21 protein-coding genes and 1 tRNA gene are annotated in these 26207 nt (G+C 71.3%); 11 read left to right on the top strand and 11 right to left on the bottom strand.

The window, feature by feature from the left end; all coding sequences use genetic code 11:
* Positions 1 to 66 precede the first annotated feature (66 nt).
* The 6 genes from ACZOOI_RS12530 to ACZOOI_RS12555 all read left to right on the top strand — a co-directional run bounded on the left by ACZOOI_RS12530 (position 67) and on the right by ACZOOI_RS12555 (position 6194).
* On the top strand, positions 67 to 396 hold the full coding sequence (locus tag ACZOOI_RS12530; RefSeq protein ID WP_020552300.1) for a hypothetical protein: 330 nt from the start codon (positions 67 to 69) through the stop codon (positions 394 to 396).
* A gap of 316 nt (positions 397 to 712) precedes the next feature.
* Positions 713 to 1519 (top strand): DUF8175 domain-containg protein, encoded by an 807-nt coding sequence (locus tag ACZOOI_RS12535; RefSeq protein ID WP_465280726.1) that lies wholly within the window; start codon positions 713 to 715, stop codon positions 1517 to 1519.
* A complete protein-coding gene (locus ACZOOI_RS12540) occupies positions 1509 to 2822 on the top strand; it encodes a hypothetical protein (protein WP_465280727.1) in 1314 nt (437 codons plus the stop codon). The genes ACZOOI_RS12535 and ACZOOI_RS12540 overlap by 11 nt, the downstream gene beginning before the upstream one ends.
* Positions 2822 to 4333, top strand: a complete 1512-nt coding sequence (locus tag ACZOOI_RS12545) for an SCO6880 family protein (RefSeq protein ID WP_465280728.1) — start codon at positions 2822 to 2824, stop codon at positions 4331 to 4333. The genes ACZOOI_RS12540 and ACZOOI_RS12545 overlap by 1 nt, the downstream gene beginning before the upstream one ends.
* A 58-nt stretch (positions 4334 to 4391) precedes the next feature.
* Complete coding sequence (locus ACZOOI_RS12550; RefSeq protein WP_020552304.1) at positions 4392 to 5735, top strand: ATP-binding protein; 1344 nt, start codon at positions 4392 to 4394, stop codon at positions 5733 to 5735.
* Positions 5736 to 6194 carry a hypothetical protein gene (locus ACZOOI_RS12555; protein WP_465280729.1) on the top strand — a complete coding sequence of 153 codons (459 nt, stop codon included), beginning with the start codon at positions 5736 to 5738 and terminating at the stop codon, positions 6192 to 6194.
* Between the two features lie 243 nt (positions 6195 to 6437).
* Here ACZOOI_RS12555 and ACZOOI_RS12560 read toward each other — a convergent pair whose 3' ends face one another.
* Positions 6438 to 6704, bottom strand: coding sequence for a hypothetical protein (locus ACZOOI_RS12560; RefSeq protein ID WP_465280730.1), 267 nt, complete (start codon positions 6702 to 6704; stop codon positions 6438 to 6440).
* Positions 6705 to 6823: 119 nt separating this feature from the next.
* A complete protein-coding gene (locus ACZOOI_RS12565) occupies positions 6824 to 7744 on the bottom strand; it encodes a DMT family transporter (RefSeq protein ID WP_465280731.1) in 921 nt (306 codons plus the stop codon).
* Between the two features lie 252 nt (positions 7745 to 7996).
* On the opposite strand from ACZOOI_RS12565, the gene ACZOOI_RS12570 reads away from it, so the two are divergent.
* Positions 7997 to 8464, top strand: coding sequence for a DUF6328 family protein (locus ACZOOI_RS12570; RefSeq protein WP_465280732.1), 468 nt, complete (start codon positions 7997 to 7999; stop codon positions 8462 to 8464).
* A gap of 10 nt (positions 8465 to 8474) precedes the next feature.
* Here ACZOOI_RS12570 and ACZOOI_RS12575 read toward each other — a convergent pair whose 3' ends face one another.
* Entirely contained in the window at positions 8475 to 8744 is a 270-nt protein-coding gene (locus tag ACZOOI_RS12575; protein WP_465280733.1) for a hypothetical protein, read from the bottom strand.
* 76 nt (positions 8745 to 8820) lie between these two features.
* Positions 8821 to 9375, bottom strand: a complete 555-nt coding sequence (locus ACZOOI_RS12580) for a MarR family winged helix-turn-helix transcriptional regulator (protein ID WP_465280734.1) — start codon at positions 9373 to 9375, stop codon at positions 8821 to 8823.
* Positions 9376 to 9743: 368 nt separating this feature from the next.
* Here ACZOOI_RS12580 and ACZOOI_RS12585 point away from each other — a divergent pair, with 368 nt between their 5' ends.
* Positions 9744 to 11012 (top strand): MFS transporter, encoded by a 1269-nt coding sequence (locus ACZOOI_RS12585; protein ID WP_465280735.1) that lies wholly within the window; start codon positions 9744 to 9746, stop codon positions 11010 to 11012.
* A gap of 373 nt (positions 11013 to 11385) precedes the next feature.
* Here the strand turns inward: ACZOOI_RS12585 and ACZOOI_RS12590 are convergent, their stop codons facing one another.
* Positions 11386 to 13002 (bottom strand): SpoIIE family protein phosphatase, encoded by a 1617-nt coding sequence (locus tag ACZOOI_RS12590; protein WP_391588094.1) that lies wholly within the window; start codon positions 13000 to 13002, stop codon positions 11386 to 11388.
* 223 nt (positions 13003 to 13225) lie between these two features.
* Complete coding sequence (locus tag ACZOOI_RS12595; protein WP_465280736.1) at positions 13226 to 14557, bottom strand: NAD(P)/FAD-dependent oxidoreductase; 1332 nt, start codon at positions 14555 to 14557, stop codon at positions 13226 to 13228.
* A gap of 219 nt (positions 14558 to 14776) precedes the next feature.
* On the opposite strand from ACZOOI_RS12595, the gene ACZOOI_RS12600 reads away from it, so the two are divergent.
* Positions 14777 to 15520: a TetR/AcrR family transcriptional regulator gene (locus ACZOOI_RS12600; protein WP_465280737.1), complete on the top strand. Its 744-nt coding sequence runs from the start codon at positions 14777 to 14779 to the stop codon at positions 15518 to 15520.
* Positions 15521 to 15739: 219 nt separating this feature from the next.
* On the opposite strand, the gene ACZOOI_RS12605 is transcribed toward ACZOOI_RS12600, so the two are convergent.
* From ACZOOI_RS12605 to ACZOOI_RS12620, 4 genes are all read right to left on the bottom strand, one after another.
* On the bottom strand, positions 15740 to 16192 hold the full coding sequence (locus ACZOOI_RS12605) for a universal stress protein (RefSeq protein WP_396008343.1): 453 nt from the start codon (positions 16190 to 16192) through the stop codon (positions 15740 to 15742).
* 95 nt (positions 16193 to 16287) lie between these two features.
* A complete protein-coding gene (locus ACZOOI_RS12610) occupies positions 16288 to 17328 on the bottom strand; it encodes a phosphotransferase family protein (protein ID WP_465280738.1) in 1041 nt (346 codons plus the stop codon).
* A gap of 200 nt (positions 17329 to 17528) precedes the next feature.
* A complete protein-coding gene (locus ACZOOI_RS12615) occupies positions 17529 to 18674 on the bottom strand; it encodes an acyl-CoA dehydrogenase family protein (RefSeq protein WP_465280739.1) in 1146 nt (381 codons plus the stop codon).
* 1618 nt (positions 18675 to 20292) lie between these two features.
* Positions 20293 to 22188 (bottom strand): asparagine synthase-related protein, encoded by a 1896-nt coding sequence (locus ACZOOI_RS12620; protein WP_465280740.1) that lies wholly within the window; start codon positions 22186 to 22188, stop codon positions 20293 to 20295.
* A 673-nt stretch (positions 22189 to 22861) separates the two neighbouring features.
* Between ACZOOI_RS12620 and ACZOOI_RS12625 the strand changes: the two genes are divergently transcribed.
* Positions 22862 to 24208: an MFS transporter gene (locus ACZOOI_RS12625; protein WP_465281174.1), complete on the top strand. Its 1347-nt coding sequence runs from the start codon at positions 22862 to 22864 to the stop codon at positions 24206 to 24208.
* Positions 24209 to 24305: 97 nt separating this feature from the next.
* Here ACZOOI_RS12625 and ACZOOI_RS12630 read toward each other — a convergent pair.
* Positions 24306 to 24379, bottom strand: a tRNA-Met gene (locus ACZOOI_RS12630).
* Positions 24380 to 24696: 317 nt separating this feature from the next.
* Here ACZOOI_RS12630 and ACZOOI_RS12635 point away from each other — a divergent pair.
* Complete coding sequence (locus ACZOOI_RS12635) at positions 24697 to 26127, top strand: cytochrome P450 (RefSeq protein WP_465280741.1); 1431 nt, start codon at positions 24697 to 24699, stop codon at positions 26125 to 26127.
* Positions 26128 to 26207 lie beyond the last annotated feature (80 nt).

Consider the following 26207-nt stretch of genomic DNA (forward strand, 5'->3'; position numbering starts at 1 on the left):
TAAACGAACGACCACTCCTCCGGTCGAATGCGACCGGAGACAACCAAAAGCCCGACCTCGGGGGCGGTGAACAACGTGTTTCTTGGCGAAGGCAACGGCAACGGCAACGGCGACATCAATACGATCATCGGCGGCATAGCTCCGAACTGGGGCCCGTTCGCAAGGCTGGGCGGCGAAGCCCGGATCATGGTCGAGGTGATCATGGCCGTGGCCCTGCTGCTCTGCCTGGCCATTGCGATCTGGGGCGCGGCGAAGCAGCGCATAGGGGCCACCGCGATGCGCGACACGTTCAGCGCGGAGCAGGGCAAGGGCCTCATCATCGCCGGCCTGACCGGCGTCTTCATCATCGGATCGCTCGGGACGCTGTTCACGATTGTGTACGGAATGGCGATCTAGACCGATTCGCACCCTGCCGTCCCCAAGGTGGCGAATCCCGTGGTGTTTTGTCCCGGGCGCGGCGCACTCCGGTGCGCCGTGCGCCCCGAAAACGGAATGCCCCATTCCGCATCCGGGGCAGAGCAGCAATTCCGGTTCCTTTACCGGACAATCGAGCCTGTGTTCACACGACAGCGCGGTGCCACCGAAATGACTTCCCGTCTGGGAAGATCGTTCCGGCTGCAACCGAACCCGGCGGCGCTCCGCCCCCGGGGACTGTGTTGTGCGCGCAGGTCGTCCGTAACTTCCGGCCTGCCGCGGTGAGGGGGGACAGGCCATGAGCGATGAGGAACCCGCCACGCGTACCCGCCTGCCCAGACCGACCTCCTCGCCGGAGAGTCCGGAGCCCAGGCGCAACCCCATACTGTCCGGGATCGGCGTCGTGGTGGTGATCGCCGTGGTCATCGTGTCCCTGCTGTTCGCCGCCAACCGCTCCGACGACGACGGCGGCTCGACCGCCAAGGACGCCGGGAAGACCTCCACGGCCGCCGAGGCATCCGGCGGACCGCCGCTGTCCGCCGCGCAGTTGCCCGAGCGCACCGAGTCGGGCGTGCCGGTCGGCTACCCGCAGACCGCGGAGGGCGCCCAGTCGGCCGCGGCCAACTTCGTCGTCGCGTACGGCTCGGATCGGATGTTCCGGGCCCAGCCGCGGGCCGCGATCATCACCACGATCACCGATCCGGCGATCCGCGACGGTCTGCTCGCGCGCGTCGACCATGCATTCCGGGCACAGACCGCGACTTTCGGCCTTCAGCCCGACGGGAACCCGCCCAAGGGTCAGACCTTCGTTTGTCGGGCTGTGCCGATGGGCACCAAATCCGTTGCCTTCACTCCCGCTTCGGCGACCGTGGAGGTGTGGAGCGTGGGCGTGGTGGGCATGGCCGGGGTCGGCTCCACCAAGCCGGTGGCCGAGGCGTGGAACACCACCACGATGAAGCTGTCCTGGGTGAACGGCGATTGGAAGCTGGTCGAGTTCAGCCAGAAGGAGGGCCCGACTCCGGTCTCCGGACTACAGGATCCGTCCAGCGCCAACGACATCGCCAAGGCCGACGGGGAGTTCGGGGAATTGCGCCATGCACGCTGACCGGGAACGCCGCAGCCCTCGCAACCGATTCCTGACCCTCGGCGGGACACTGGCCGCGGTGCAGGCCCTCCTCGTGCTCGGTGCCACGCGCGTGTGGGCCGAGCCGACACCCGGCGCCACGACACCGCCGACCGGCACGCCCGGCGCGACCGCACCCGCGAGCAAGCCGGAGTGCGACCTGCTCACCGGCCCGGCGAAGGACATCTGCAACAACGGCGGTCCCGGCGCCCCGGGCACCGGCACGCTGGGCACGGTCACCGACCCGCTCGGCTCGATCGCCAAGGGCTGTGCCGACGCGGCGACCTGGATCATCGACAAGCTGGCCGGCGCGGTCAACGACACCACCCAGGTGGACTTCACCAACCCCGGCTTCCTGCGCCAGTACGCGGTGGTGTTCGCCGCGTCCACGTTCCTGACCCTGATCCTGTGGATACTGGCCGTCGCCAAGCGCGCCGTGCGCGGGGTCCCGATCGGCACCGCGATCAGCGAGGCGATCGGCTACCTGTGGCTCGCGGTGATCGCGTCCGCGTTCACCCCGTTGATCCTGTATTTGGCCGTCTCGATGACCGACGCGATCACCGCGGCCATCGCCACCGGCACCCAACAGGACACCAACAAGTTCCTCGGCGGCTTCTCCAAGGCGCTCGATCCCGCGAGCGATCTCGGCGGCGGACCGGTGATGCTCATCTTCGTGTCGCTGCTCTCGATGGCCGCCGCGGCCGTGTTGTGGGTCGAACTCCTGGTCCGGGCGGCGATGTTGTACGTCGGCGCGATCCTGGGCACGGCGGTGTACTCGGGCCTGGTGGACAAGGCGATGTGGCACCACGTCCGACGCTGGGCCGGGATCATGATCGCGGTGCTGCTGGCCAAGCCGGTGATCGTGATCGTGCTCGGGCTGGCCACGGCGGTCACCGCCGGCGGCAAGGACGACGCGTTCTCCTCGGTGCTCTCCGGCCTGGCGATCCTGTTCCTGTCCATCTTCGCCAGCGTGCTCATCTACCGCTTCGTGCCCAGCATCGGCGACGACATGGCCGCGCTGCACAGCAGCCGCAAGGCCATGCAGTCGGCCGGTCCGGCCTCGATGGTCAACGGCCCGGCCACGTACATGAAGCAGGGCATCCAGGCACACGCCTCGCGGGGATCGACCGGTTCCGGCTCTGCCCCGGTGACCGCGAACGCCGTATCGTCGGGCATTGCGGCCCATGGCACCAGGGGCGGAGGTTCGGGCGGCGCCCCGACGCCGGCACCACCGCCTCCGGCCAATCCCGCGGCAACGCCTCACGCGAGGAACGGTAAAGAGTAATGACTACGCAACCGGTCGCCCGACGCCGAACCTTCCTGATCGGCAAGGCCAAACCCACGGCGGTCATCGGCAAGAACCGCGAGCCCGGCGAGATCTTCCTGATCATCGCGGCCGGCGGATTCGCCCTGTTGTGGGGCCTGTTGATGCCGATCCTGGTGCTCCGCATCCTCGGCCTGGTCGGTTTCCCGCTGCTCGCGTTCGCCGCCGTGTACATGCCGTACAAGAAGCGCACGTTCTACAAGTGGTGGGAGATCAACCGCACCTACAAGCGCACCCTCAAGCGCGGGGCCACGTACCGGTCGGCGGTCATCGAGGCGGGCACCAAGCTGACCGGGCAGGGCGTCGCGGTCGGCGCGCCGCCCGGGGTCGGTCGGGTGGCCTGGTCCAGCGTGCCGTTCGGCCCGGACGACCTGACCGTGCTGATGCACCTGGAACGGCGCACCGTCACCGCCGCGATCGAGATCGAGGGCCCCGGTGTGGGGCTGCGCGACTCGGAGGACCAGGAGGCACTGGTCGAGCGGTTCGGCACCCTGCTCAAGCACGTGGCCAACGGCGACGGCTTCGTCACCCGGCTCCAGGTGCTGGCCCGGACGCTGCCCGCCGACCCGGACGCGCACGCCAAGGACGTCGCTCGGCGCGGCGACCACAAGGCGCCGATGTGGGTGCAGGACTCCTACGAGCAGCTCCAGTCGATGGTCTCCACCTCGTCGGAGCAGCACCGCGCCTACCTGATCGCGTGCATGCACTACACCCGCGAACTGGCCGCCGAGGCCAATGTGATGGGCAAGGGCGACAAGGGCCTCGGCGTGGTGATGGCCCGTGAACTCACCGACGTGTGCGCCCGGTTGACCGAGGCGGACATCCGGGTCCGGCAGCCGCTGAACGAGGCGCGGCTGGCCTCGCTGATCCACTCGATGTACGACCCCGAGCACCAGATCGACGCGTTCGAGGGCATGCAGGCGCGCTACGCGTGGCCCGCCGAGTTGGACGCGACACACCCGAACTACCTGGAGGCCAAGACCCGCGAGTCGGACTCGGCAGAGCCGTGGTGCCACGCCACCGCGTGGATCAAGGAATGGCCGCTGACCCCGGTCGGCGTCAACTTCCTGGCCCCGCTCCTGGTGCACACCCCGGACGTGATCCGCACGGTCGCGGTCACCATGGACCTGGAGCCCACCGACATCGCGATCGAGCGCATGCTCACCGAGAAGACCAACGACGACGCGGACGCGGCCCGCGCGGCCAAGATGAACCGCGTGGTCGACCCGCGCGACATGGCCCACACCGGCCGGGTCGACCAGCGCGGCGAGGACCTGGCGGGCGGTGCGGCGGGGGTGAACATCGTCGGCTACATCACGGTGTCCTCGCGCAATCCCGACCAGCTCTCCCGGGACAAGCGCACCATCCGCGCGTCGGCGGGCAAGTGTTTCCTCAAGCTGGAGTGGTGCGACCGCGAGCAGCACCGCGCGTTCGTCAACACGCTGCCGTTCGCGACGGGTATTCGAAAGTGAGTGCCGGCGGTGTCGCCGCCGGGGACGGGATGGATGGGGTGATCACATGTCGGGTCTGATGTCCACGTTGACCCAGGGCTTCTCCGGCATCATCTTCGGCCGGGGCGAGACCCAGCGGCTGCCGGTGCGCACGTCCACCGGCCAGGCCCAGGCGATCTACCTGCCCACGGCCGCGCCCGGCCTCGGCGACTCGGGCGTGATCATCGGCCGCGAGGTGTACTCCGGCAAGGGCTACATCTACGACCCGTTCCAGCTGTACGGCCAGCAACTGCCCGCGCCGCACTGGCTGGTCCTGGGCGAGTCCGGGAACGGCAAGTCGGCGCTGGAGAAGACCTACGTATTGCGCCAGTTGCGCTTTCGCGACCGCCAGGTGGTGGTCCTGGACGCGCAGGGCGAGGACGGCGTCGGCGAGTGGAACCTGATCGCCGAGGCGCTGGGCGTCAAGCCGGTCCGGCTGGACCCCAACGACCTCTCCGGCGACGCGGTGCGGCTCAACCCGCTGGACCCGGCGATCGCGGTCACCGGCCAACTGGCGCTGCTGCGCACCATCATCGAGGTGGCGATGGGCCACTCGCTCCAGGAGCGGGCCGGCTACGCGCTCAAGGCGGCACACACGCACGTGATGCGCACCGTGCACGGGCGGCAGCCGATCCTCCCGGACATCGTCGAGGCGTTGCGCAACCCGACCCCCGAGTCGTGCGAACTGCTCAGCCTGGACGTCAAGGACGTCCGGGTCTGGGGACTGGACGTCGCGCTGGTCCTGGACCGGCTCACCGACGGTGACCTCCAGGGCATGTTCGAGGGGCCGACCACGGACGGCATCGACCTGGACTCGCCGCTGATCATCTTCGACCTGTCGCACATCGACCGGAACTCGATCGCGATGCCGATCCTGATGGCCATCGTCGGCGTGTGGCTGGAGCACACCTGGATCCGGCCGGACCGGGTCAAGCGGATCTTCCTGGTCGAAGAGGCCTGGCACATCATCAACAGCCCGTTCGTTGCCCAGTTGTTCCAGCGTCTGCTCAAGTTCGGCCGGCGTCTGGGCCTGTCCTTCGTCGCGGTGGTGCACCACCTCTCCGACGTGGTGGACGGCGCGGCGGCCAAGGAGGCGTCGGCGATCCTGAAGATGGCCTCGACCAGAACCGTGTATATGCAGAAGGCGGACGAGGCCCGGGCGACCGGAAAGGTGCTCGGTCTGCCCCGGTGGGCGGTGGAGATCATCCCGACTCTGACCCCGGGCATCGCGGTCTGGGACGTCAACGGCAATGTGCAGGTGGTCAAGCATCTGATCACCGACACCGAGCGGCCGATGGTCTACACCGACCGCGCGATGACCGAGGACGCGGTGGAGGAACGGGTGCGTGCCGAGGCGGCGTTGGCCGACGATCCGGCGGCGTAGATGGGGTCCTACGGACACCCGCCGGCGCCGCGCGAACCCACGCCGGGGCGGACGCCCTCGGGGGGCGTCCCCGACGGCCTGGTGATCGCGGGCCTGCTGCTGCTGTTCGCGGGCACGGCGGTGATATGGCTGTCCACCGGGCTGGCCGCACTGGCGAGCGGCAAGGACTGGCCCGACGAGGTCACCTACCGGCACTCGGCGCTGGCGCTGCGCGCGGTGCTGGGCGACCCCGACGACCTCCCGCACGCGTGGCCGGACACCCCGCCCGGGCAGTTGCCCTCCCCCACCGCGTTCTGGGTGTCGTTCGGCTTCGTGGTGCTGATCCTGCTGATCGCGGTGGGGTGGGTGTTCTGGTGGTGGCTGCGCCGGGCGGCGGCGAAGGCTGCCCGGGCCGCCGGCGCGGAATCGCCGAATTCACCTGCCCCGAAGCGGAATCAGCGGCTCCCGGACGGGGAATGATGCGCGTGCGCACCTCTGCCGAGGGCGCCCCACGATCGTGGCCGGGCCTGGTCGCCGCGTGGCCGTACGGTGACCCGGCGATCGGCCCGACCCACCATGTTCGTGGGCGTATGCCCCTGGCGGTATTGCGACCTGCGTGAACTCTTCGGCGTGCGGCGGGTGTTCCGCCCCGTGGGCCGGCCACGAAGGCCGGCCGGGCCGGCTGGGGCCGGCGCCGCGCCTCGGCTCCGTCGCGACGGACGATCAGTCCGTCCAGGTCATGCACTCTTCGCAACGGTAGGCGCGGGGGCCGGACTTGTATTCCACCTTGTCGGACTTGCGGTAGTACTTGCACGCGCGGTTCTTGCAGACGACCGGGTGGCCGTCGACCGCCTCGATCGGTAAGGGCACCGTGTCGTAGGTGCACGGGGTGGGCGGGAGCTTCTTGTAGTAGCCCCCGATCGCCGGCAGCGCGGTCGGGTCGAACGGCGAATACGCGGCCCCGTCGGAGATCCCCTCGGACACGCTCATGCGCACCTCCTGTGCTGTGCCGGCCGTGTGCCGCTGGTGCCGCACGCTAGCCGAGAATCGGGGACGAGACGGGTGGTTCGGGACGGTTTCCGCCCGAAGGGCCGACGGGGCCGCGGGATTCAGCCGCGTGCGGGGTTGCCGGCCGCGCGGTGGTGCACCGCGATCGAGGTGAGCACCAGGACGCCGCCGAGCAGCCGTGTCGGGCCGAGCCGCTCGCCCTGCAGGAACGCGGCGAGCACGGTCGCGGTCAGCGGTTCGAGCAGCACCGCCACGACGCCGCCGCCCACGTGCGCCCGGCCGAGCGCGATGAAGTAGGCGACGTACGCCCCCGCGGTGGGCACCACGCCGAGGAAGAGCACCGCGCCCAGGGTGTCGGTGCGGATCGGCACGGCCATCCCGACCGCCAGTCCCGCGGGCAACAACAGGCAACCGCCGAACAGGAATCCGAGCCCGGTGACGGCGACCCGGTCGAGCGCGGGCAGGGCCGGGCGGGTGTCCAGGGTCAACACCGCGAACCCGCCGGCCGCCACCAGCGCGAAGCCGACGCCCACCGGTGCGCCGCGGGCGCCGCCGGCGGGTGAGCCGAGCAGCAGGGCCAGGCCCACGGCGGCCACGACCAGGCTCGCGATCGCGAACCGGCCGAGTCGGCGCCGCTCCAGCACGGCCGAGCCGGTGGTCACCAGGATGTGCACCGCGACCATGGTGGTGAGCGTGGCCAGACTCACCGAGGTGGCGGCCACGGCAGCGAAATAGGCCGCCTGGAACACCGTGAACAGAGCGCCGACGCCCGCGATCCGGGCGAGTTCGGCCCGGCTCGGGCGACGCACCCGCAGCCGCCCGCAGGCGAGCGCGTAGCCGGTGATGAACAGGCCGCCGGCGAGCAGCCGATAGGCCGCGACGGCCACCGGGTGCAGCCCGGCGCGGGCGGCCAACACCGAACCGGCGATCCCGCCGGTCCCCCACAGGACGCCGGCGACAACGAACAGATCGAGCCCGGACCGGGTATTCCGGGCAGCATGAAGGAAGGTACGAACGGACATGGAAAGGCTCCGACTTCGACGCCTACAGGACAACGTCGGAGCGGGGCGGCACCGGTTCGGGCCAGGCCGATCGAGGGCCGCGACCCGGGACTACCGGATCGGACCCCGGGACACCCCGCTCAGTGGCGGGGCGGCGGGCAGTTGGACCAGGCGTGGTGCATGGCCGCCACCCTAGTGCGTCCGCGCGGCACGATCGTGAGGTTCGCGGTGCGCACCAGGTGCGAAACGTTTCTTCCAGGGCAGCAGCCCAGCATGGACGAAACGTCGAAGGAACGGCTCGACCGCGAGCTGAACGAGTTGATGCAGGGGTTGCGCGTCGCCATCCCGGGTGTGCAGTTCATGTTCGCGTTCTTGTTGACCGTCCCGTTCGCGCAGGGCTTCGCGCGGGTGAGTGAATTCCAGAAGGACGTGTTCCTGGTCGCGCTGATCTCGACCCTGCTGTCCTCGATCTTCTTCATCGCACCGGCCGTCCAGCACCGCCTGCTCTTTCGCGGGCACGCCAAGGACGTGCTGCTGCACCGGTCGAACCGCTACGGGATAGCCGGCGCGATCGCCCTGTCGGTGGCGCTGACGGCCGCGGTCCTGCTGGTGGTGGACTACCTGTTCGGTCGCACCTGGGCCCTGTCCGTGGCGATCCCGCTGGCCGCGTTGATCACGTGGGTGTGGCTGCTCCAGCCGCTGATCACCCGTTTCCGGCGGAACGGCGACCTGCTCCCGTGACCGGAGCGGGTCAGACCCATTCCAGCAGGCGGGCCGCGTGGGCCCGGACGGGGCACGGCTCGGGTACCCCGCAGCCGCAGCCGCCGGTGTCGATCGGCCGGTGTCGGATCAGCGTGCGGGTGACCACCATGCGGTAGTCGAGCAGCGGATCCTCGGCCGGGCGCGGGCTCCTCGGGCGCGGCGCGCGCAGGATGCGCGGGGCCGGCCTGGACAGGCCCGCGGGCAGCGGTCGGTCCAGCCGCTCGATGTCCGTGCGTTGCCTCGGAATGCGCACTCGCATGTGTCCGGTCCCCTTCTCGTCCGGTGTCCCACCGTGGCGGCGCACCCGAGCGTGGCAGCGCTCGGGGCCCGCCGGATCACTCCGTGTCCAGGCGCCCGCCCGCGTCCGGCTGGGATTCCTCGACCCGCGCCAGCATGCCGCGCAGTCCGGCCGCGAGCGCATGCCGTTCGGCCGACCCCAGGTCCTGGAGCAGGCCGGCCTCGAAGACCGCGGCCTCGCGCACCACGCGCAGCCACACGTCCCGGCCGGTGGTGGTCAGTTCGACGATCACCCGCACCCGGTTCTGTTCGTCCCGGGTCCTGGTGACCAGGTCCTCGGCGACCATCCGGTCCAACCGATGGGTCATCGCCGCGGGGGTCAGGCCCAGTCGGCGGGCCAGGTCGCCGGGGCTGAGCCGGTAGGGACGGCCGACCAGCACGAGGGCCTTGAGCACCTCCCACTCGGCGTTGGTGATGCCCAGCGCGGTGAGTTGGCGGCCGTACGCGACGCTCATCCGGCGGTTGAGCTTGGACAGCGCCGCCACGATCGTCTCGACCTGCGGGTCCACCTCGGGGAATTCGCGCTGGAAGACGGCGAGGTATTCCTCGATGTCGCCTTCGTCCGCTGTTGCCTGCTCGGCCCCCTCTGTCATGCCGGGAAGTATCCCACCTCCCACCCGCTCGGTCGTCGCCCTCGCCGGACGACGCCGTTAAGCATTGGACGCCAAGGCTATAGATCCGTATAGTTTAGCTCTGAAGTCTTCAGGCTTGAGGACTCGGACTCATCGGATCAGGCACGGCGACGACGCCGGCGTGGGCCCGGGCGACAGCCCGGCCGCCCCCGGCGCGCCCGCCTCGACGCGGATACCAGGCGACCACCTCGCCGGACCCGGGCATGCCCGGAAGCCGGTACGGGTCGGGTCGGCCGCCTTCGCGCGCCTTCGGATGCCCGAGCCCGGCCTGCGGACCGATCCCCGCGGGCCGGAGCGGCCGGCCCGCGCGACCGGTAGTCGGGAGGTGTGTGGTGGCGACCCAAGGCGCTCTGCGTCGGATCCAGCTCGGTAACGCGCTCAGTGCGTTCGGCAGCGGTTTCACGGTGCCGTTCCTGTTCGTATACGTGACGCGGGTGCGAAACCTGTCGGCCGGTCAGGCCGGCCTGATGTTCAGCGTGCTCGCCATCGCCGCGCTGTGCGCGCTCCCGATGGTCGGTCCGGCGATCGACCGGCGCGGCCCCCGTCCGGTGGTCGCGGTCGGCTCGGTGGTGGCCGCGCTCGGCGCGCTGACCCTGGGCCTGGCCCGCGGCGAGGCGCTGGTCATGGTGGGCGCCGCGCTGCTCGGGGCCGGCGTGGCCGCGATCCAGCCCGCGCTGGCGACGATGATCGTGCGGTGTACGACGGCGCTCACCCGCGCTCGCGCGTTCGCGCTCCAGTTCACCTTCAACAACCTCGGCCTGGGCATCGGCGGGCTGATCGGCGGCATGATCGTCGACCCGTCGCGGCCGGCCAGTTTCACCCTGCTGTTCGCCGTCGAGACCGCGATGTTCCTGGTGCTCGGCGCGGTGTGCGGCACGGTCCGGCTGCCCGCGATACCGGCCGCTCCGGCCGGGACGGCGCCGGGCTCGGGCTTTCGGCACCTGGTGAAGGACCGCGCGATGGTCCGGCTGTGTGTGGTCGGCGCGGTCATCTTCTTCACCTGCTACGGCCAGTTCGAGTCGGGCCTGGCGGCGTTCGCGACCGAGGTCAGCCGGATCTCGCCGAGCATGCTGGGCGTCGCGCTCGCGGCCAACACCGCGGTGATCGTGCTCGGCCAGCTCACCGTCCTGCGGATCACCCAGCGCCGCCGGCGCAGCACGGTGATCGCGGCCACCGGCCTGGTCTGGCTGCTCGCCTGGATTGTGACGGCGCTGTCCGGCCTGGTGCACGACGACAAGGTCGCGGCGGCGGTCACCATCATCGCCACGTACGCGCTGCTCGGCGTGGGCGAGTCGCTGCTCGCGCCGACGCTTGGACCGATGGTCGCGGACCTGGCCCCCGCGCACCTGCTCGGCCAGTACAACGCGGCCCAGTCCCTGGTGAAGCAACTCGCCATGGCAGCGGGCCCGGCCTTCGCCGGCGTCATGGTCGGCGCCGGCCTGTACGGCCCCTACCTGGCCGTCCTGATGGCCTGCTCGCTCCTGATCACCATCCTCGGCCTACGCATGCGCCACACCCTCAACCCGACCCAAAACGGCGTCGTCATCGCCGAGTCCACCCCCTCCCACCAACCCACTCCCCACCCCCTGCCGGCCTGACCAGCCCCACCCCAAGCCACGCCCACTCAGCCCGGCCGGCGCTTGAGGCCACTCAGCCCGGCCGGCGCTTGAGGCCACTCAGCCCGGCCGGCGCTTGAGGCCACTCAGCCCGGCCGGCGCTTGAGGCCAACCCAAGGCAACCAACGCCCAAGGTCGGACGAAAACCAATCAGCCCGGCCGGCGCTTGAGGCCACCCAGCCCGGCCGGCGCTTGAGGCCACTCAGCCCGGCCGGCGCTTGAGGCCACTCAGCCCGGCCGGCGCTTGAGGCCACTCAGCCCGGCCGGCGCTTGAGGCCAACCCAAGGCAACCAACGCCCAAGGTCGGACGAAAGCCAATTCAGCCCGGCCGGCGCATGAGGCCAAATCCCCCCGATCAGCCCAACGGGAACTCGCACCAGACCGTCTTGCCCTCGTCGGTGAGCCGACTCCCCCACGACTTGGCAATCGTCGCCACGATCGCCACCCCACGCCCGCTCTCGTCGTCGGCCGCCGCCCGACGCCGCCGCGGAACGTGGTCGTCCGCGTCGGAGACCTCGACGATCAGCCGCTTGTCGGTGCGCCGAAGGCGCAACCGCATCGGCGCGGCCCCGTGGGTGAGCGCGTTCGCCACGAACTCGCTGACCGCGAGCACGCCCATCTCCCGCAATTCCTCACCGACCTGCCAACTGGCCAGCACACCCGAAGTGAAGGCCCGCCCGCGTGCGGCCACTTCGCTGCCGCCCAGCAGGTCCAGCGACGCGGTCCGGAACAGCCGCGCCTGGGCACCCTCGCGGCGCGGCAGTTGCAGCACCAGCATCGCCATGTCGTCGTCGTGTTCCTCGGGCAACTGCATGTGCGCGATGAGGTGGTCCCGGACCGCCTCGGGTTCGCCCACCGACGACAGCAGCGCGGCGCCCAGCGTGTCGATGCCCTCGTCCAGGTCCTCGCCGCGGCGTTCGACCAGGCCGTCCGTGTACAGCACCACGGTCGAGCCCGGGTCGAGGGTGATCCGCCCCGAGGTGTGCGGCCAACTCGCGCCGGTGCCCAGCGGCGGCCCGTTCGCGTCGTCGAGCTTGTGAATCACGTCCTCGCCGTCACGGACCAACGGCGGCAGATGGCCCGCCGTCGAGTAGGTCAGCACGCCCTCGCCCGGGTCGTAGACCGCATAGGCGCACGTGGCGATCTGGGTCGCGTCGATCTCCATCGCGGTCTCGTCGAGCAGTTGCAGGATCTCGTGCGGCGGCAGGTCCAGGCGCGCGTACGCCCGTACCGCCGTCCGCAGTTGGCCCATCACCGCCGCGGCGCGCACGCCCCGGCCCATCACGTCGCCGATCACCAGCGCGGTGCGTCCCGCGCCCAGGGTGATCACGTCGTACCAGTCGCCGCCGACCGCGGCGTCGGTGCCGCCGGGCAGGTACTTGGCGGCCACGATCAGGTCGTCGGGGTTCTCCAACCGCTGCGGCAGCAGGCTGCGTTGCAGGGTGACCGCGGCCTGCCGGTGCCGCCGCTCGCTCTCCCGCAGCCGGTCGGTGGCCTGGACCTGGTCGGTGACGTCGACCGCGAAGACCAGGACGCCTCGCGTGTCGCCGCCGCGACCGGCCGCCTCGGGGCGGACCGGCGTGCACACGAACGTGTAGTAGCCGTGCCTGCGCTCGCTCTCCGGCATGCCGGGGTAGGTCTCGCCGCGATGGTCGACCCGGCGGGCGCGCACGGTTCGCCCACGCCCGGTCCGATAGACCTGATCCATCAGCGTCAGCAGCCCGTGCTCGGCGAGTTCGGGCAGCGCGTCCCGGGCCGGAACACCCGACCTGCGTGCGCCGAAGACCGCCCGGTAGGCGTCGTTGACGTAACACAGCTCGTGGTTCGACCCTCGGGTGACCGCGATCAGCGCGGGCGCGTGGGCCAGCACGTCGCGCAACGGGAAGGTGTCGTTCGATTCCTGGCTGCGTGCCGCCGGCACCGAGCGGCGCCGGTCACCGGCCAGCCGGGCGCCCCACCGAGTGATGTTCAACCGCTCGCTTCCTAGAGAGTTCGTTCACGCAAAGCGCATGGAGGTTTACCGCAGGTGACATCACCAGTGTGGGCGAAAGTCGGCCGTGAGGGAATCACGTCCCGTGACCGGGCCCCCGTTCGGGGTACCACAGGAGTGCGCTGTGGCAATGTACGGGACCCGGTCGCGGCCCACTCGCCCCTCGGGCAACGCTTCAGCCTACGAGCCCCTCGGCCGGTCGTGCCTACCCGGTGCGCTTGCGGTCGCCTCGGGTGGCGTACTCGAACTCGGCGCGCGGGTGTTCGATCGAACCGAGCGAGACGATCTCCCGCCGGAACATCAGGGCCAGTGTCCATTCCGCCATGATGCGCATCTTGCGGTTCATCGTGGGCACCCGGCTGAGGTGGTATGTGCGGTGCATGAACCACGCCGGCAGGCCCTTGGTCTTGATCCCGTAGACCTGGGCGACGCCCTTGTGCAGGCCGAGCGAGGCCACCGAGCCGGCGTACTTGTGCCGGTACTGCTGCTGCGGCCGGTCGCGCAGCGTGGCGATGATGTTGTCGGCGAGCACCCGCGCCTGGCGTACCGCGTGTTGCGCGCTGGGGCCGGTGAATTCCTCGCCCGGCTTGGTCAGATCGGGCACCGCCGCGCAGTCGCCCGCCGTCCACACCCCCGGGACCCCGTCCACCTCCAGCGTTGCGCGCGCCTTGAGCCGGCCCTTGTCGTCCAGCGGCAGATCGGTGGCGATCAACATCGGGCTGGGCTTGACGCCCGCCGTCCACACCAGCGTGCTCGCGTCGACCTCGGTGCCGTCCGAGAGCACGACGTGCCGGTCGCGCGCCGACTCCAGCCGGGTGTTCAGGCGTACGTCGATGCCGCGTCGGCGCAGCTCGGCGACCGTGTACCGGCCCATGTCCTCGCCCACCTCGGGCAGGATCCGCGGCGAGGCCTCGACCAGGATCCAGCGCATGTCCGCCGGGGTGATGTTGTGGTAGTACCGGCACGCGTAGCGGGCCATGTCCTCCAGCTCCGCGAGCGCCTCCACGCCCGCGTAGCCGCCGCCGACGAAGACGAAGGTCAGCGCGTGGTCGCGGATCGAGGGGTCCCGGGTCGAGGAGGCGGTGTCCATCTGTTCGAGCACGTGGTTGCGCAGCGCGATGGCCTCCTCGACGGTCTTGAAGCCGATGCCCCACTCGGCGAGCCCCGGGATCGGCAGGGTCCGTGCGACCGAGCCCGGGGCGACCACGAGCAGGTCGTAGGAGGCGTCGTAGGTCTCGCCGTTGAGCAGTTCGATGGTCGCGGTCTTCTTCGCGTGGTTCACGTGCTCCACGGTCCCGGTCACGATGCGGCACTTGGGCAACACCGAGCGGAGCGGGACGACCACGTGGCGCGGCGAGATGGCGCCGGCCGCGGCCTCCGGGAGGAACGGCTGGTAGGTCATGTACGACTGCGGTTCGACGACGGTCACCGTCGCCTCTCCCGCCTTGAGTTTCCGTTGCAGGCGAAGGGCCGTGTACAAGCCGACGTAGCCGCCGCCGACGATCAGGATGCGCTCGGGCCGAGTCGAGGTCGTCATGCGTCCCACTCTGCCCCTTTCCGAGCGCCACAGACAGATCTTCGACGGGTTTGCGTGCCCCGCACGGTTGGTGACGAGAGATCAGCGGTCAGCGATATCTTCACAACCGTGCTGTCGGATTCCGCTTCTGGGGTGGGGTCGGTTCGGGTAGTCTCGACGCCCTGGGCAAAGCGGGGTCTGGTGGGGGAATCGACACACTTGCCTTCCGGGGGAGACGCTATGAGCGGCGCTTCGCGTACGCGTACCACGAAGACGCAGGACACCGGCGGCGACGGCGTCGGGGGGCGACACACGACGACGATTCCACCGGCTCGCAAGCCGCAACGGAGCAGGCCGGCCGATCCGTCGCCACAGCTGCGCACCGACGCCCGGCGCAATCTGGAGCAGGTGCTCCGGGCGGCCCGCGAGGTGTTCGGCGAGCTGGGTTACGACGCCCCGATGGAGGAGATAGCCCGCCGCGCCGGCGTGGGGGTGGGCACCATCTACCGCCGCTTCACCGGCAAGGAGGCGCTGGTCCAACGGATCATGATCGCCGAGACCAACCGGCTGACCGCCGAGGCGGTCAACGCACTGGACGAGGAGCCGGACGCGTGGTCCGCGCTCGCCAGGTACTTACGCCGCGCGGTCGGCTCGGGTGCCGGCCGATTGTTCCCCGCCCTCAGCGGGCGGGTCCCGGTAACCGAGGAGATGAGCTCCTCGCGCGCCGAACTCAACGATGCGGTGGGCATGTTGGTCGAACGCGCCAAGGCCTGCGGACTGCTCAGGGCGGATGTCTCGGACGCCGACATATCGCTGATGATGTCGTGTCTGCTGCCCCCGTCCGGACTTCCGCACTCGCAACGACTGACCATCGCCGGTCGGTATCTGGAGATCCTGCTCGACGGCCTGCACGCGGGACACTCGTCCCCGCTGCCCGGAAAGCCGTTCACGCAGGACGAGTTGGACACCCTCTTCCTGAGTTGAACCGGGGCGATGGGTGGAAGCGGGGCCGGTCGAACCGGGGCTGGGTCGAAGCGGGGCCGGGTCGAAGCGGCCCGAGTCGAATGGGGTTCGAGCCGAATAACGTTCGAATCGAACGGGGTTCGAACCGACCGGAGTTCGAACCGACCGGAGTTCGAACCGAACCGGTCTTCGGGTGCCATCGAGCCGGCTCAGGGCGCAACCGGGCCGGGCCGAGCATGATCAGCTGCGCACCACGAGCACCGGACAGGCCGCATGGTGCACCACCGCCGTGCTGACCGAGCCGAGCAGCAGGCGGGAGAAGCCGCCGGAGCCACGCGAGCCCACCACGACCATCTCGTGCCGCTCGGACATCCCGAGCAGCACCTCGGTCGCCGTCCCCGAGTACACCTGGACCACGGCATGCCCGCCGAACGGCCGCTCGCGTTCGCCGTTCACCTCGGCCACGGTGGTCTCGGTCCGGGTCCGCAATTCGGCGAGCACCCGCTCCAGGTCCTCCTGGTAGTGCGGGCCGGGCGCGAGCACGACGTAGCCCGGGGACGCGGGCTGCGCGGTCACCACGTACAGCGGCAACCCGCGCAGCTCGGCTTCGGTCATCGCCCAGTCCAGGGCCCGCCGGGCCGGCTCCGACCCGTCCACGCCGACCACGACGCCCTTCGGCTCAGCGTCGGCCATGGGCCCTCCTCGTCACCGAATCCGGATGTGGAGGGCCCCATACCACCCGGATGTCACGCACTCACCTCTGCACGCGAACGCCACCCGGACGGCGGTCAGGCGTGCGCGAGGATCTCCTGCGCGCGGTCGGCCAGCGCACGCAGACCGTCGCCGGTGAACCGCCCGGCCGCGTCCTGCGCACCCATCGCGCCCGCGGTGTAGCGGTCGAGCACGCCGGCCAGGATGCAGGCCAGCCGCCAGCACGCGAACGCCTGGTACCAGCGGATGTGCGACAGATCCCGACCGGTGGCCGCCGCGTAGCGCGCGGCGAACGCGGCCCGGTCGATGAAGCCCTCGCTCGCGGTGCCGTCGGCGGGCAACAACGCCCCGTCCTCGCCCGCCTCGACCCAGTACATGAGCGTGGTGCCCACGTCGGCGAGCGGGTCGCCGAGCGTGCACAGTTCCCAGTCCAGCACCGCGCGCACGGTGCCGTCCGGGCCGAGGATGACGTTGTCCAGGCGGAAATCGCCGTGCACGATCGTGGCGCCCTGCTGCGTCGGTACGGACGCCGCCAGCGCGTCGTGCACGTCGTCGATCGCGTCGATTCCGGGCACCCGGGTGGCCTCCCACTGGCGGTGCCAGCGACGCAGCTGTCGCCCGATGTAGTCCTCGCGACGGCCGAGTTCGCCCAGACCCACCGCGTCCACGTCCACCGCGTGGATCGCCGCGAGCACGTCCGCGAGCTGCTCGCCGGCCCGCTGCCGGGCCTGCGGCGTGAGCATCGTGGTCGCGTCCTCGGCGGAGCGGATCACATGCCCGTCGACGAAGTCCATCACGAAGAACGGCGCACCGTTGACCGTCTCGTCCGTGCACAGGCCGAGCACCGACGGCACCGGCACGTCGGTCCGCCCGGAGCCCAGCGCGGCCAGGATCCGGTGCTCGCGCCCCATGTCGTGCGCGGTCGCGAGCACGTGTCCGAGTGGGGGTCGGCGCAGCACCCAGCGGTGCGCGTCGGCGTCCGAGACCACGTAGGTGAGGTTCGAACGGCCGCCGAGCACGAGGTCGAAGTTCAGCGGCGGGTGCACCGCGGCCCGCTCGGCCAGCCACTTCGTGATCGCTTCGGGCCGCAACGCCTCGGCCATGGGACCCTCCGTCATGTTCGCGCTCCGCTCCGGATGCCGAGGTTCGGATGTCGAGTTGCCGCGTTCGATGTCGAGTTGCCGGGTTCGGATGTCGAGGCTCGGATGGCACGTTCGGATGCCTTGTTCCGATGCCGTGTTCCGATGCCTGCTTCCGATGCCGTGTACCGACGCCGTGTTCAGATGCCCTGCTCAGATGCCGTGTTCAGACGCCGTGTTCAGACGCCGAGGGAACGGCCGATGATTTCCTTCATGATCTCGTTCGTCCCCCCGTAGATCGATTGCACCCGCGTGTCGATGAACGCCTTGGCCACCGGGTATTCGAGCATGTAGCCGTATCCGCCGTGCAGTTGCAGACAGCGGTCGACCACGCGCTTTTGCAGGTCGGTGGTCCACCATTTGGCCTTCGAGGCGGCGACCGCGTCCAATTCGCCCGCGAGGTGCTTCATGATGCAGTCGTCGACGTAGGTCCGCGCGATGTCCAACTCGGTGTCCATCTCCGCCAGTTCGAACCTGGTGTTCTGGAACGAGCCGATCGGGCGGCCGAACGCGGTACGCGTCTTGACGTACTCCAGGGTGTGCGCGAAGACCGTCTCGGCGCCGGCGACCGCCGCACTCGCGATGCCCAGGCGTTCCTGCGGCAGGTTGCTCATCAGGTGGTAGAAGCCGCGATTCTCCTCACCGAGCAGGTTGTTCACCGGCACCCGCACGTCGGAGAAGAACAGTTCGGCGGTGTCCTGCGCCTTCATCCCGATCTTGTCCAGGTTGCGCCCGCGCTCGAAGCCCGGCATGTCCCGCTCGACCACGATCAGGCTGATCCCCTTGCTGCCCTTGGCCGCGGGATCGGTCTTGGCCACCACGATCACCAGGTCGGCGTTGATGCCGTTGGCGATGAAGGTCTTCGCGCCGTTGAGCACGTAGTGGTCGCCGTCCCGGATCGCGGTGGTCCGCACTCCCTGGAGGTCGCTGCCCGCGCCGGGTTCGGTCATCGCGATCGCGGTGATGATCTCGCCGGAGCAGAAGCCGGGCAACCAGCGCTGCTTCTGTTCGTCCGTGGCCAGGTCGTTGAGGTACGGCGCGACCACCTCGTTGTGCAGGCCGAATCCCACCCCGGACGCGGCCACCCGGATCAGTTCCTCGGACAACGTCGCGAAGTAGCGAAAGTCGGACACCCCGCCGCCGCCGTAGCGCTCGTCCACGTCGATGCCCAACAGTCCCTGCTTGCCGGCCTTGAGCCAGACCGAGCGGTCGACGATGCCGTCCTTCTCCCACTGGTCGTGGAACGGGACCACCTCACGCTGAAAGAACTCACGCGCGGATTCGCGAAAGGCGATGTGCTCGGGTTCGAGGTGCCGGTCCCTCATGTGCGTGCTCCCCCTGCGGTCAGCGGTGTCGCGGTGAATCGAGCCGGATCGGACATTCCTACCGGTCGGTAGGTGCCACGCTCGCATGCTAGGTGCGCACCGGAAGCGGATCAAGGCCCGGGGACGCGCGGGAGTGGAACGCCGGACAGAAACGTCCCCGGCCGCGTTGCGTACGAGGACCCCGCCGGGGAGAGGCCGAGCGTCCTGAGGCAAGGCGCGGGTGAGTCGTGGTGCGGCAGGTTGCACGTCCGCTCCGCGCCCGGGGTTCGGTCCGGTGCTCCGCATCCGCGATGCTCGTCCGCTACGCGGCCGGCCCCGCCCTGTTCGGCCCGGCCGACCCGGGCTCGATGGCCTCTCCGGCCCCCGCCCCCGCCGCCCAGGCCACGCCCATTCGTCCGTCCAAGGGCGACCGATCCGGCCTCGCCAGGCTCGATGCGGGCCCAGGAAGCACGAAAGCCGCACTTCGGGGTGCGGCAAGGTCGCACGTCCGCTCCGCGCCCGGGGTTCGGTCCGGTGCTCCGCATCCGTGTTGTTCGTCCGCTACGCGGCCGGCCATGCCCTGTTCGGCCCGGCCGACCCGGGCTCGATGGCCTATCCGGCCCCCGCCCCACGCTCACCGCCCAGGCCACGCCCATTCGTCCGTCCAAGCGCGACCGGCCCGACCTCGCCAGGCTTGATGCCGAGCCCAGAAAGCACGAAACCCGCACTTCGGGGTGCGGCAAGGTCGCACGTCCGCTCCGCGCCCGGGGTTCGGTCCGGTGCTCCGCATCCGTGTTGTTCGTCCGCTACGCGGCCGGCCCCGCCCTGTTCGGCCCACGCGAGCCGGGCTCGCTGGCCTCTCCGGCCCCGCCCCGCGCCCGCCGCCCAGGCCGCGCCCATTCGTCCGTCCAAGGGCGACCGGCCCGGCCTCGCCAGGCTCGATGCGGGCCCAGGAAGCACGAAACACGCACTCGCTGGGGTGCGCAAGCCCGCTCGGCGGGTAAAGCCGCAGGTCAGCCGGACTCCCGAGCCCCGGAAGGCCCACCGCGATCCGGTTCCAGACCCGCGAGGGACGCAACCACGGCCCCCAAAGCGAACATCGCCCCCGCCCACCCGGCCGCGTAGCGGACGGGCAGCACGGATGCGAAGCACCGGACCCAAACCCCGCCCGCGTAGCGGACGAGCAGCACGGATGCGAAGCACCGGACCCAAACCCCGCCCGCGTAGCGGACGAGCAGCACGGATGCGAAGCACCGGACCGAACCCCGGCCGCGTAGCGGACGAACAACACGGATGCGAAGCACCGGACCGAACCCCGGCCGCGTAGCGGACGAACAACCCCGACGGCGGACCGGCTTCGGCAGGCCCGGCGGCGGTGGCCGAATGGGCCGGGCAGGCCCACGTGGCTCGTGACGGCCCACTGGCGCAGATGCCTCGTGCCACAGAAGGCCCGGCGGCCACCCAACCGAATCCCCCGGCACCTGGGCACCCGGGGCACCCAACACTCCGGCACCCCAGCACCCCGGCTCCCCGGCACCCGGGCAACCCACGTGCCCGCGCGGCTTGCCCAGGTGCCCGGCGTGCCCTCCCTGCTTGCTGCCCGCCGGGCCGCCCCGTGGCCGGCGGATCTCGGCGTGGCCTACGCGACCGCTGCGATGCGTACGCCCGGGGCCGAGCTTGGGGTTGCGTCCCAGCGCATTACTCGGCCCTCCCAGACGCCGCGCAGCCACAGTTCGGCCGAGACGATGTCGGCGAGGGCGCCCAGGGGCAGGTCGGGGGCGGCGGCGGTCGGGTCGCCCTTGCTCAGGTTCGGGCCGCCGATCGCTCGGTCGAGGGTGTGCCGTACCTCGCCCGGGTCGAGCACGCCCAGTTCGGCGAGCAGCGGGTCGGCGAACAGGTCGCGGAGCACCCGGGCGTTCAGGCGCAGGCCGCGTCGTTCGGCCTCGGTGTAGTCGGCCCGGTGCACGGTGCCGAGGGTGTGTCGCGGGATCAGCCCCTGGACGGCCGCGGTGAGCAGCGCCCTGGGGCCGTCGTCCCGGTCCCGTGCCCAGGCCGGCAGCGACAACCCGGCGCGCACCACGGCGGTGTCCAGGTAGGGCGCTTGGACCCGCACGCCGATGCGCTCGGCGATTTGTTGGCAGGCGCGTTGGCGTTCCGCCGCCCGGCGGACCGCGACCCATGCGGCGCGGTCCCCCGGGCGGCCATGGACCGCCGGGTCCGCGGCGACAACGGATCCGGCGGAGACCACCGACTCGCCCGCGAGGCGGCGCAGCGACACGGCGAGACGGCGGCGCATGTCCGGCGTCGTCCAGACCGCCGTGGGGGCCGCGGAGCACCACGCGATCGCGGCGGCCGGGCCCGCTTCCACCCGGCCGGAGCCCGCGAAGACCTCCGCGAGTTGGTCGAGTGCCTGGGGGAAGGTGGTGCGGGCGACCCGGTTGGCGGTGCTCGCGAGGTCGTGGCCGCGCATGCCCAGGTTGCGTGCCCAGGTGCGGGCGTGCCGGGCGGTGGTCAGCCGGCGACGGTCCATGGCCAGGTCGGCGAGGTAGGCGAGCGGGGTGCCCAGCACCGCGTCACCGCCGTAGCCGGTGATGTGCATGTCGATGCCGGCGTCGCGAATGGCGTTGAACGTACGGGTGGTTCGGGCCATGCCGATCAGCGAGAAGCCGGGTTCGTCGGGCATCACGGCGCCGCTGAGCACGTCCTCCAGGCCGGTGTAGGGCAGGTGGTCGACGTCGCCCGGGACGACCAGGTGGCGCAGCCGCGCCGAGCGGGCCACGATGTCGGCCGCGGACTCCGGGTCGCCGGGGGCGCACGGCTCGGCCCACGTGACCGCGATCAGGTCGCGCGATTTGGCCATTGCCACCGAGCGGGCGCCCAGCAGCGCGAGCACCGCCGAGTCCCGTCCTCCGGACAGATCCGCGCCGGGGCGCTTGGATCCGGCCACTCGGCGACCGACCGCGTCGGACAGCGCCCGACCCAGTTCGACGGCCGCGCCGGGGAAGTCGAGCGGGGAGCGGTGCTGTTCGTAGAGCCGCACCCGGGCCACGCCGTGCGCGACGTCCAGGGCGTGGCCGGGTTCGAGCCGGTTCACCCCGGCGAACATCGAGCGCCCGGACACCAGTTCGGGCACGTCGGGGCAGGCGAGGCGGGCCGCGAAGGCCTCGGTGTCCAGGCCGGCGCGGGTCAGGTCGGCGAGCGGGAGTGCGTGCGAGGCGTAGACCACGCCGTCGGCCGGCTCGGTGTGGAACACCTGGCGGACGCCCGCGAGATCGCCGAGCACCACCGTGCGCAGGCCGGTGCGCAGCACCACGTGGTAGCTGCCGGCCCACCCGGTCAGGTGTCGCAGCGCGCCGCCTCGGGCGACCGCGAGTCCGACCTCCAGCTCGGCGTCGGTGGCGCCGCACACGCCCAGCACCGCCATCCGCATCCCGCCCCGGCTGACCACCCGGACCTCGTCCGCGGGCCAATTCCCCACCAGCCACAGCGGATCGGAGCCGTCCCACAGCGTCCTGGCCCCGGTCGGCCGGGTCACGCTCCGACTTTCGGACGCCCCTGCGAACCAGCGCATCTCGACCCCCTTCGGGTTACGGCCTCGCGCACATCACCATGGATACCGGCCGTACGTGCTCCGACGTTTCCATGGAACCAAGGTTAGGCAAGCCTGAGTAGAGCGCATCCGACGGCGCACGGGGACACGCACCCGGCGCATGGTGCCTTTTGACCGTGCCTGCGTACTGACGCGGCGTCAAGTACGTTCTGTCAATGATTGCGACCCGGCCTTGGCGATGGCTTGGCCAAGGGTTGCCCCGGCGGCAGGACGACCGGGAACGACTCGTGAAATCGGGTCGCGCGACACCCGGGATTGGCGAATATCTCCCTTACCGCGAGTGGCCGGTCCGGTTACGCTGAGGCGGACGGAGGGTTGCCTTTGGGGGCAAACTATGCGCGGCAGTCCCAAGCAGGATCAGTCGGGGCGTTCGGGCCCCGATGACGGGGGTCGGGAGGTTCCCGATCCGGGGGTAGTGAGCGGAGGCGTCGGCGCCGGGTCCGACGGCTCCTTCGGCGACTCCCCGGCCGGTGCCGACCAGGCGTCCCCCGAGCGCCCCTCCACCCTCCACGCCTACCCCGACCAGGGGCCCGCGGAGCCCGCCGACACCCGTCCCCGACCCCCGCGCGAGCGCGGACCCAACGGCCGGCTCGGCGAGTTGCTCGGCGTCGCCGGGGTCAGCAATGCCGGACTCGCCCGCCGGGTCAACGATCTGGGCGCCCGGCGCGGACTCTCCCTCCGCTACGACAAGACCTCCGTGGCCCGCTGGGTGGGCAAGGGGATGACTCCACAGGGCCCCGTGCCGCACCTGATCGCGGCCGTGCTCGCGGAACGCCTCGGCCGCCCGGTGCCGCTGGAGGAGATCGGCCTGGACGACAGTCGGCCGGTGGATCCCGATCTCGGTCTGGCCTTCCCACGCGATGTCGGGGAGGCAGTTCGCACCGCCACCGACCTGTGGAGGCACGACCACGTGAATCGACGCGAGTTGCTCGCCGGGACGTTCGCCGTCACCGCCTACGGCACGCCGATGGCCCGCTGGTTGATCACCCCCGCGGACGCCCGCGCCGAGCACCGCGGCACCGGGCCGCACGTGGGACACAGCGATGTGACCAAGCTGCGCGAGGCGGCCGAGGAGGCCCGGCGCTGGGACAGCAAGTACGGCGGCGGCGACTGGCGGGCGTCGATGGTGCCGGAGTGTCTGCGCTGCGACGCGACCCCGCTGCTGCGCGGCAGCTATCACGACGACGTGGGCCGCAGGCTGTTCGGCGCCACGGCCGAACTCTCCCGACTGGCCGGGTGGATGGCCTTCGACACCGGCCAACACGAGGTCGCACAGCGCTACTACATCCAGGCCCTGCGGCTGGCCCGCGCGGCGGCGGACGTACCGCTCGGCGGCTACGTGCTCGCGTCGATGAGCCTGCAGGCGACCTACCGCGGCAACCCCGACATCGCGGTCGACCTGGCCCAGGCCGCCATCGAGCGCAACAAGGGCATCGCGACCTCCCGGGTGACCGGCTTCCTGCACCTGGTCGAGGCGCGCGCCCAAGCCCGCGCCGGCGACGCGGTGGGCTGCGGGCGCGCGCTCAACGCGGCCGAGGCGCACCTGGAGCGGGCCCGCCCGGGCGACGCCGATCCGGAGTGGATCGACTTCTTCACGTGGGACCGGCTGTGTGCGGACGGCGCCGAGTGCTACCGCGACCTGGGCGTGCCCGAGCGCACCCGCTACTTCACCGTGCAGGCGCTCGCGGGCCTGCGCGGCGAGGCGTACCAGCGCTCGCACGGACTGCGGCTGGCCGTGGGGGCGCAGGCGGAGTTGCGCGCGGGCGAGATCGAGTCGGCCTGCGCGACCGGCCGGCAGGCGCTGGAGATCGCGGACCGGGTGCACTCGTCGCGCAACGCGGCCTACCTCAACGACCTGATGATCGGCCTCAAGCCGTACGCCGACGTGCGCGCGGTCAAGGACTTCACCGAACGCGCCCGGCTGGTCGGCGGGATCACCGTCTGAGCCGCACCGGACCGTCCTCGGCCCGGCGAACGACCTCGGGAAATGCCACCGGAAACGCCACAGGCCCGACATTTTCATGTCGGGCCCGTGATCCAAGTAGCGGGGACAGGATTTGAACCTGCGACCTCTGGGTTATGAGCCCAGCGAGCTACCGAGCTGCTCCACCCCGCGTCGGTAGACCCAACTGTACGCCATCGCGACCGCGCCCACGACCAATTGCCGCGACGGCCGGCCGGACCGGCCGCGGGAGACCGGGGACGGGGACGCGAACCGGCCCGCGGGGACCGTGACCGGTGAACCGGACCGGAGACCGGGCGGGCAATCGATACCCCTACGGGAAAAGGCGGTTCGTGTCCGATTCGCACCGGTGGCAGACGGCCGCGGGCACGATATGGTTCCGGGCCGTAGAAGGGGCGGGTCGCCCACCCGGGCGGGCCGACGTGCGCCGGCGACGGCCGTGGCAGCGGCAGAGCGGGATGTGTCCTGAGATGACCGAGAGATCCGGCTGCCCGTTCGTGGCCCTGTCCGGCCCACGTTTCGAGACCGACCCGGCCGGGCTGTACCGCGAATTGCGCGAACGGCACGGCCCGGTGGCGCCGGTCGTGCTGGACGGCGGCGTGCGGGCGTGGCTGGTCCTGGGTTACGCCGAACTCCTGGCCGTGCTGCGCGATCCGGACCGGTTCTCGCACGACTCGCGGTTGTGGCGCGACCGGAACGAGGGCCTGGTCCCGGCCGATTGGCCGCTCTCGCCGATGGTCGAGTACCGCCCCTCCGTCCTGTGCGCCGACGGCCCCGAACACCGCCGGCGCAGCGCGGCCGTCGCACAGAGCCTGGGCCGGGTCGATCGGCGGGTCCTGCGCGGCGAGATCGAGCACATGGCCGATTCGCTGATCGACACGTTCGTCAGCCGCGGCGAGGCCGACCTGCTCACCGAGTACGCGCAGCGCCTGCCGCTGTTGGCGATGGGCCGGATGGTCGGCATGTCCGCTCCGGAGGGACCGCACCTGGTCCGGGCGATCAACGGGATGTTCGACGGCGGCCCGGAGGCGCTCGCGCATCAGGCGGCCTTCCACCGCATGATGACCGACCTGGTCGCGGCCAAGCGGATCACGCCGGGCGCGGACGTCACGTCCTGGATGATCGCGCATCCCGCCGGGCTGACCGACGCCGAGGTGATCGAGGACCTGCTCGTGATCACCCCGACCGAGCCCACCGCCAACTGGATCGGCAACGCGCTGCGCATCCTGCTGACCGACCACACCCTGCACGCCTCCCTCACCGGCGGCCGCCGCACCACCGACGAGGCACTCGACGAGGTGTTGTGGCAGGACCCACCGATGCAGAACGCGGCCGGCCGCTGGGCCACCGAGGACACCCTGCTCGGCGGCACCCTGATCCGCGGCGGCGACTTCCTGCTCCTGGGCATCGCAGCCGCCAACGCCGACCCCGCGGTCCGCACGGCCGGCACCGAACTGACCGGGAACCGGGCGCACTTGGCCTGGGGCGGCGGCCCGCACATGTGTCCCGCCCAGGACCACGCGCGCCTGATCGCCAAGACCGCCGTGGACACGCTGCTCGACCGGCTGCCCGACCTGCACCTGGCCGTCCCCCAGGACGCGCTCACCTGGCGCGCCTCCCCCTGGATCCGCGCCCTCGCCACACTGCCGGTCGCCTTCACTCCCGACCACCCGATCCACGGCGGCGCCCCCTGGCCGGCCCCCTCCTCCCGGCCGACCTCGACCCCGGCGCCGGCTCCCGCGCCGCCGATACCTTCGCCCGAGCCCGTCCCCGCTCCCGCACTCGCCCCACCCGCGCACCCGACCCCGGTCCCCGAGCACGCGCCCGAGCCCGCGCCCGACCCGGCACCGGCCACATCCACCGCGTGGTGGTCCCCGGCCAGGTGGCGCCGCGGCCGGTGACGGCGGACACCATCGGGCAAGCCCGTCCCGGGCCCGGGTCGGGCAGCCTAGGGTGGGTCCGAGGCCGGACGGAGGTGTGC

The sequence above is a fragment of the Embleya sp. L77 genome (assembly GCF_055557415.1).

Bases quoted from the DNA above. Each gene is read 5' to 3' on its own strand.
- ACZOOI_RS12535 (WP_465280726.1), top strand. From the start codon at position 713: ATGAGCGATGAGGAACCCGCCACGCGTACCCGCCTGCCCAGACCGACC.
- ACZOOI_RS12540 (WP_465280727.1), top strand. From the start codon at position 1,509: ATGCACGCTGACCGGGAACGCCGCAGCCCTCGCAACCGATTCCTGACC.
- ACZOOI_RS12545 (WP_465280728.1), top strand. From the start codon at position 2,822: ATGACTACGCAACCGGTCGCCCGACGCCGAACCTTCCTGATCGGCAAG.
- ACZOOI_RS12550 (WP_020552304.1), top strand. From the start codon at position 4,392: ATGTCCACGTTGACCCAGGGCTTCTCCGGCATCATCTTCGGCCGGGGC.
- ACZOOI_RS12555 (WP_465280729.1), top strand. From the start codon at position 5,736: ATGGGGTCCTACGGACACCCGCCGGCGCCGCGCGAACCCACGCCGGGG.
- ACZOOI_RS12560 (WP_465280730.1), bottom strand. From the start codon at position 6,704: ATGAGCGTGTCCGAGGGGATCTCCGACGGGGCCGCGTATTCGCCGTTC.
- ACZOOI_RS12565 (WP_465280731.1), bottom strand. From the start codon at position 7,744: ATGTCCGTTCGTACCTTCCTTCATGCTGCCCGGAATACCCGGTCCGGG.
- ACZOOI_RS12570 (WP_465280732.1), top strand. From the start codon at position 7,997: ATGGACGAAACGTCGAAGGAACGGCTCGACCGCGAGCTGAACGAGTTG.
- ACZOOI_RS12575 (WP_465280733.1), bottom strand. From the start codon at position 8,744: ATGCGAGTGCGCATTCCGAGGCAACGCACGGACATCGAGCGGCTGGAC.
- ACZOOI_RS12580 (WP_465280734.1), bottom strand. From the start codon at position 9,375: ATGACAGAGGGGGCCGAGCAGGCAACAGCGGACGAAGGCGACATCGAG.
- ACZOOI_RS12595 (WP_465280736.1), bottom strand. From the start codon at position 14,557: ATGACGACCTCGACTCGGCCCGAGCGCATCCTGATCGTCGGCGGCGGC.
- ACZOOI_RS12600 (WP_465280737.1), top strand. From the start codon at position 14,777: ATGAGCGGCGCTTCGCGTACGCGTACCACGAAGACGCAGGACACCGGC.
- ACZOOI_RS12605 (WP_396008343.1), bottom strand. From the start codon at position 16,192: ATGGCCGACGCTGAGCCGAAGGGCGTCGTGGTCGGCGTGGACGGGTCG.
- ACZOOI_RS12610 (WP_465280738.1), bottom strand. From the start codon at position 17,328: ATGACGGAGGGTCCCATGGCCGAGGCGTTGCGGCCCGAAGCGATCACG.
- ACZOOI_RS12615 (WP_465280739.1), bottom strand. From the start codon at position 18,674: ATGAGGGACCGGCACCTCGAACCCGAGCACATCGCCTTTCGCGAATCC.
- ACZOOI_RS12635 (WP_465280741.1), top strand. From the start codon at position 24,697: ATGACCGAGAGATCCGGCTGCCCGTTCGTGGCCCTGTCCGGCCCACGT.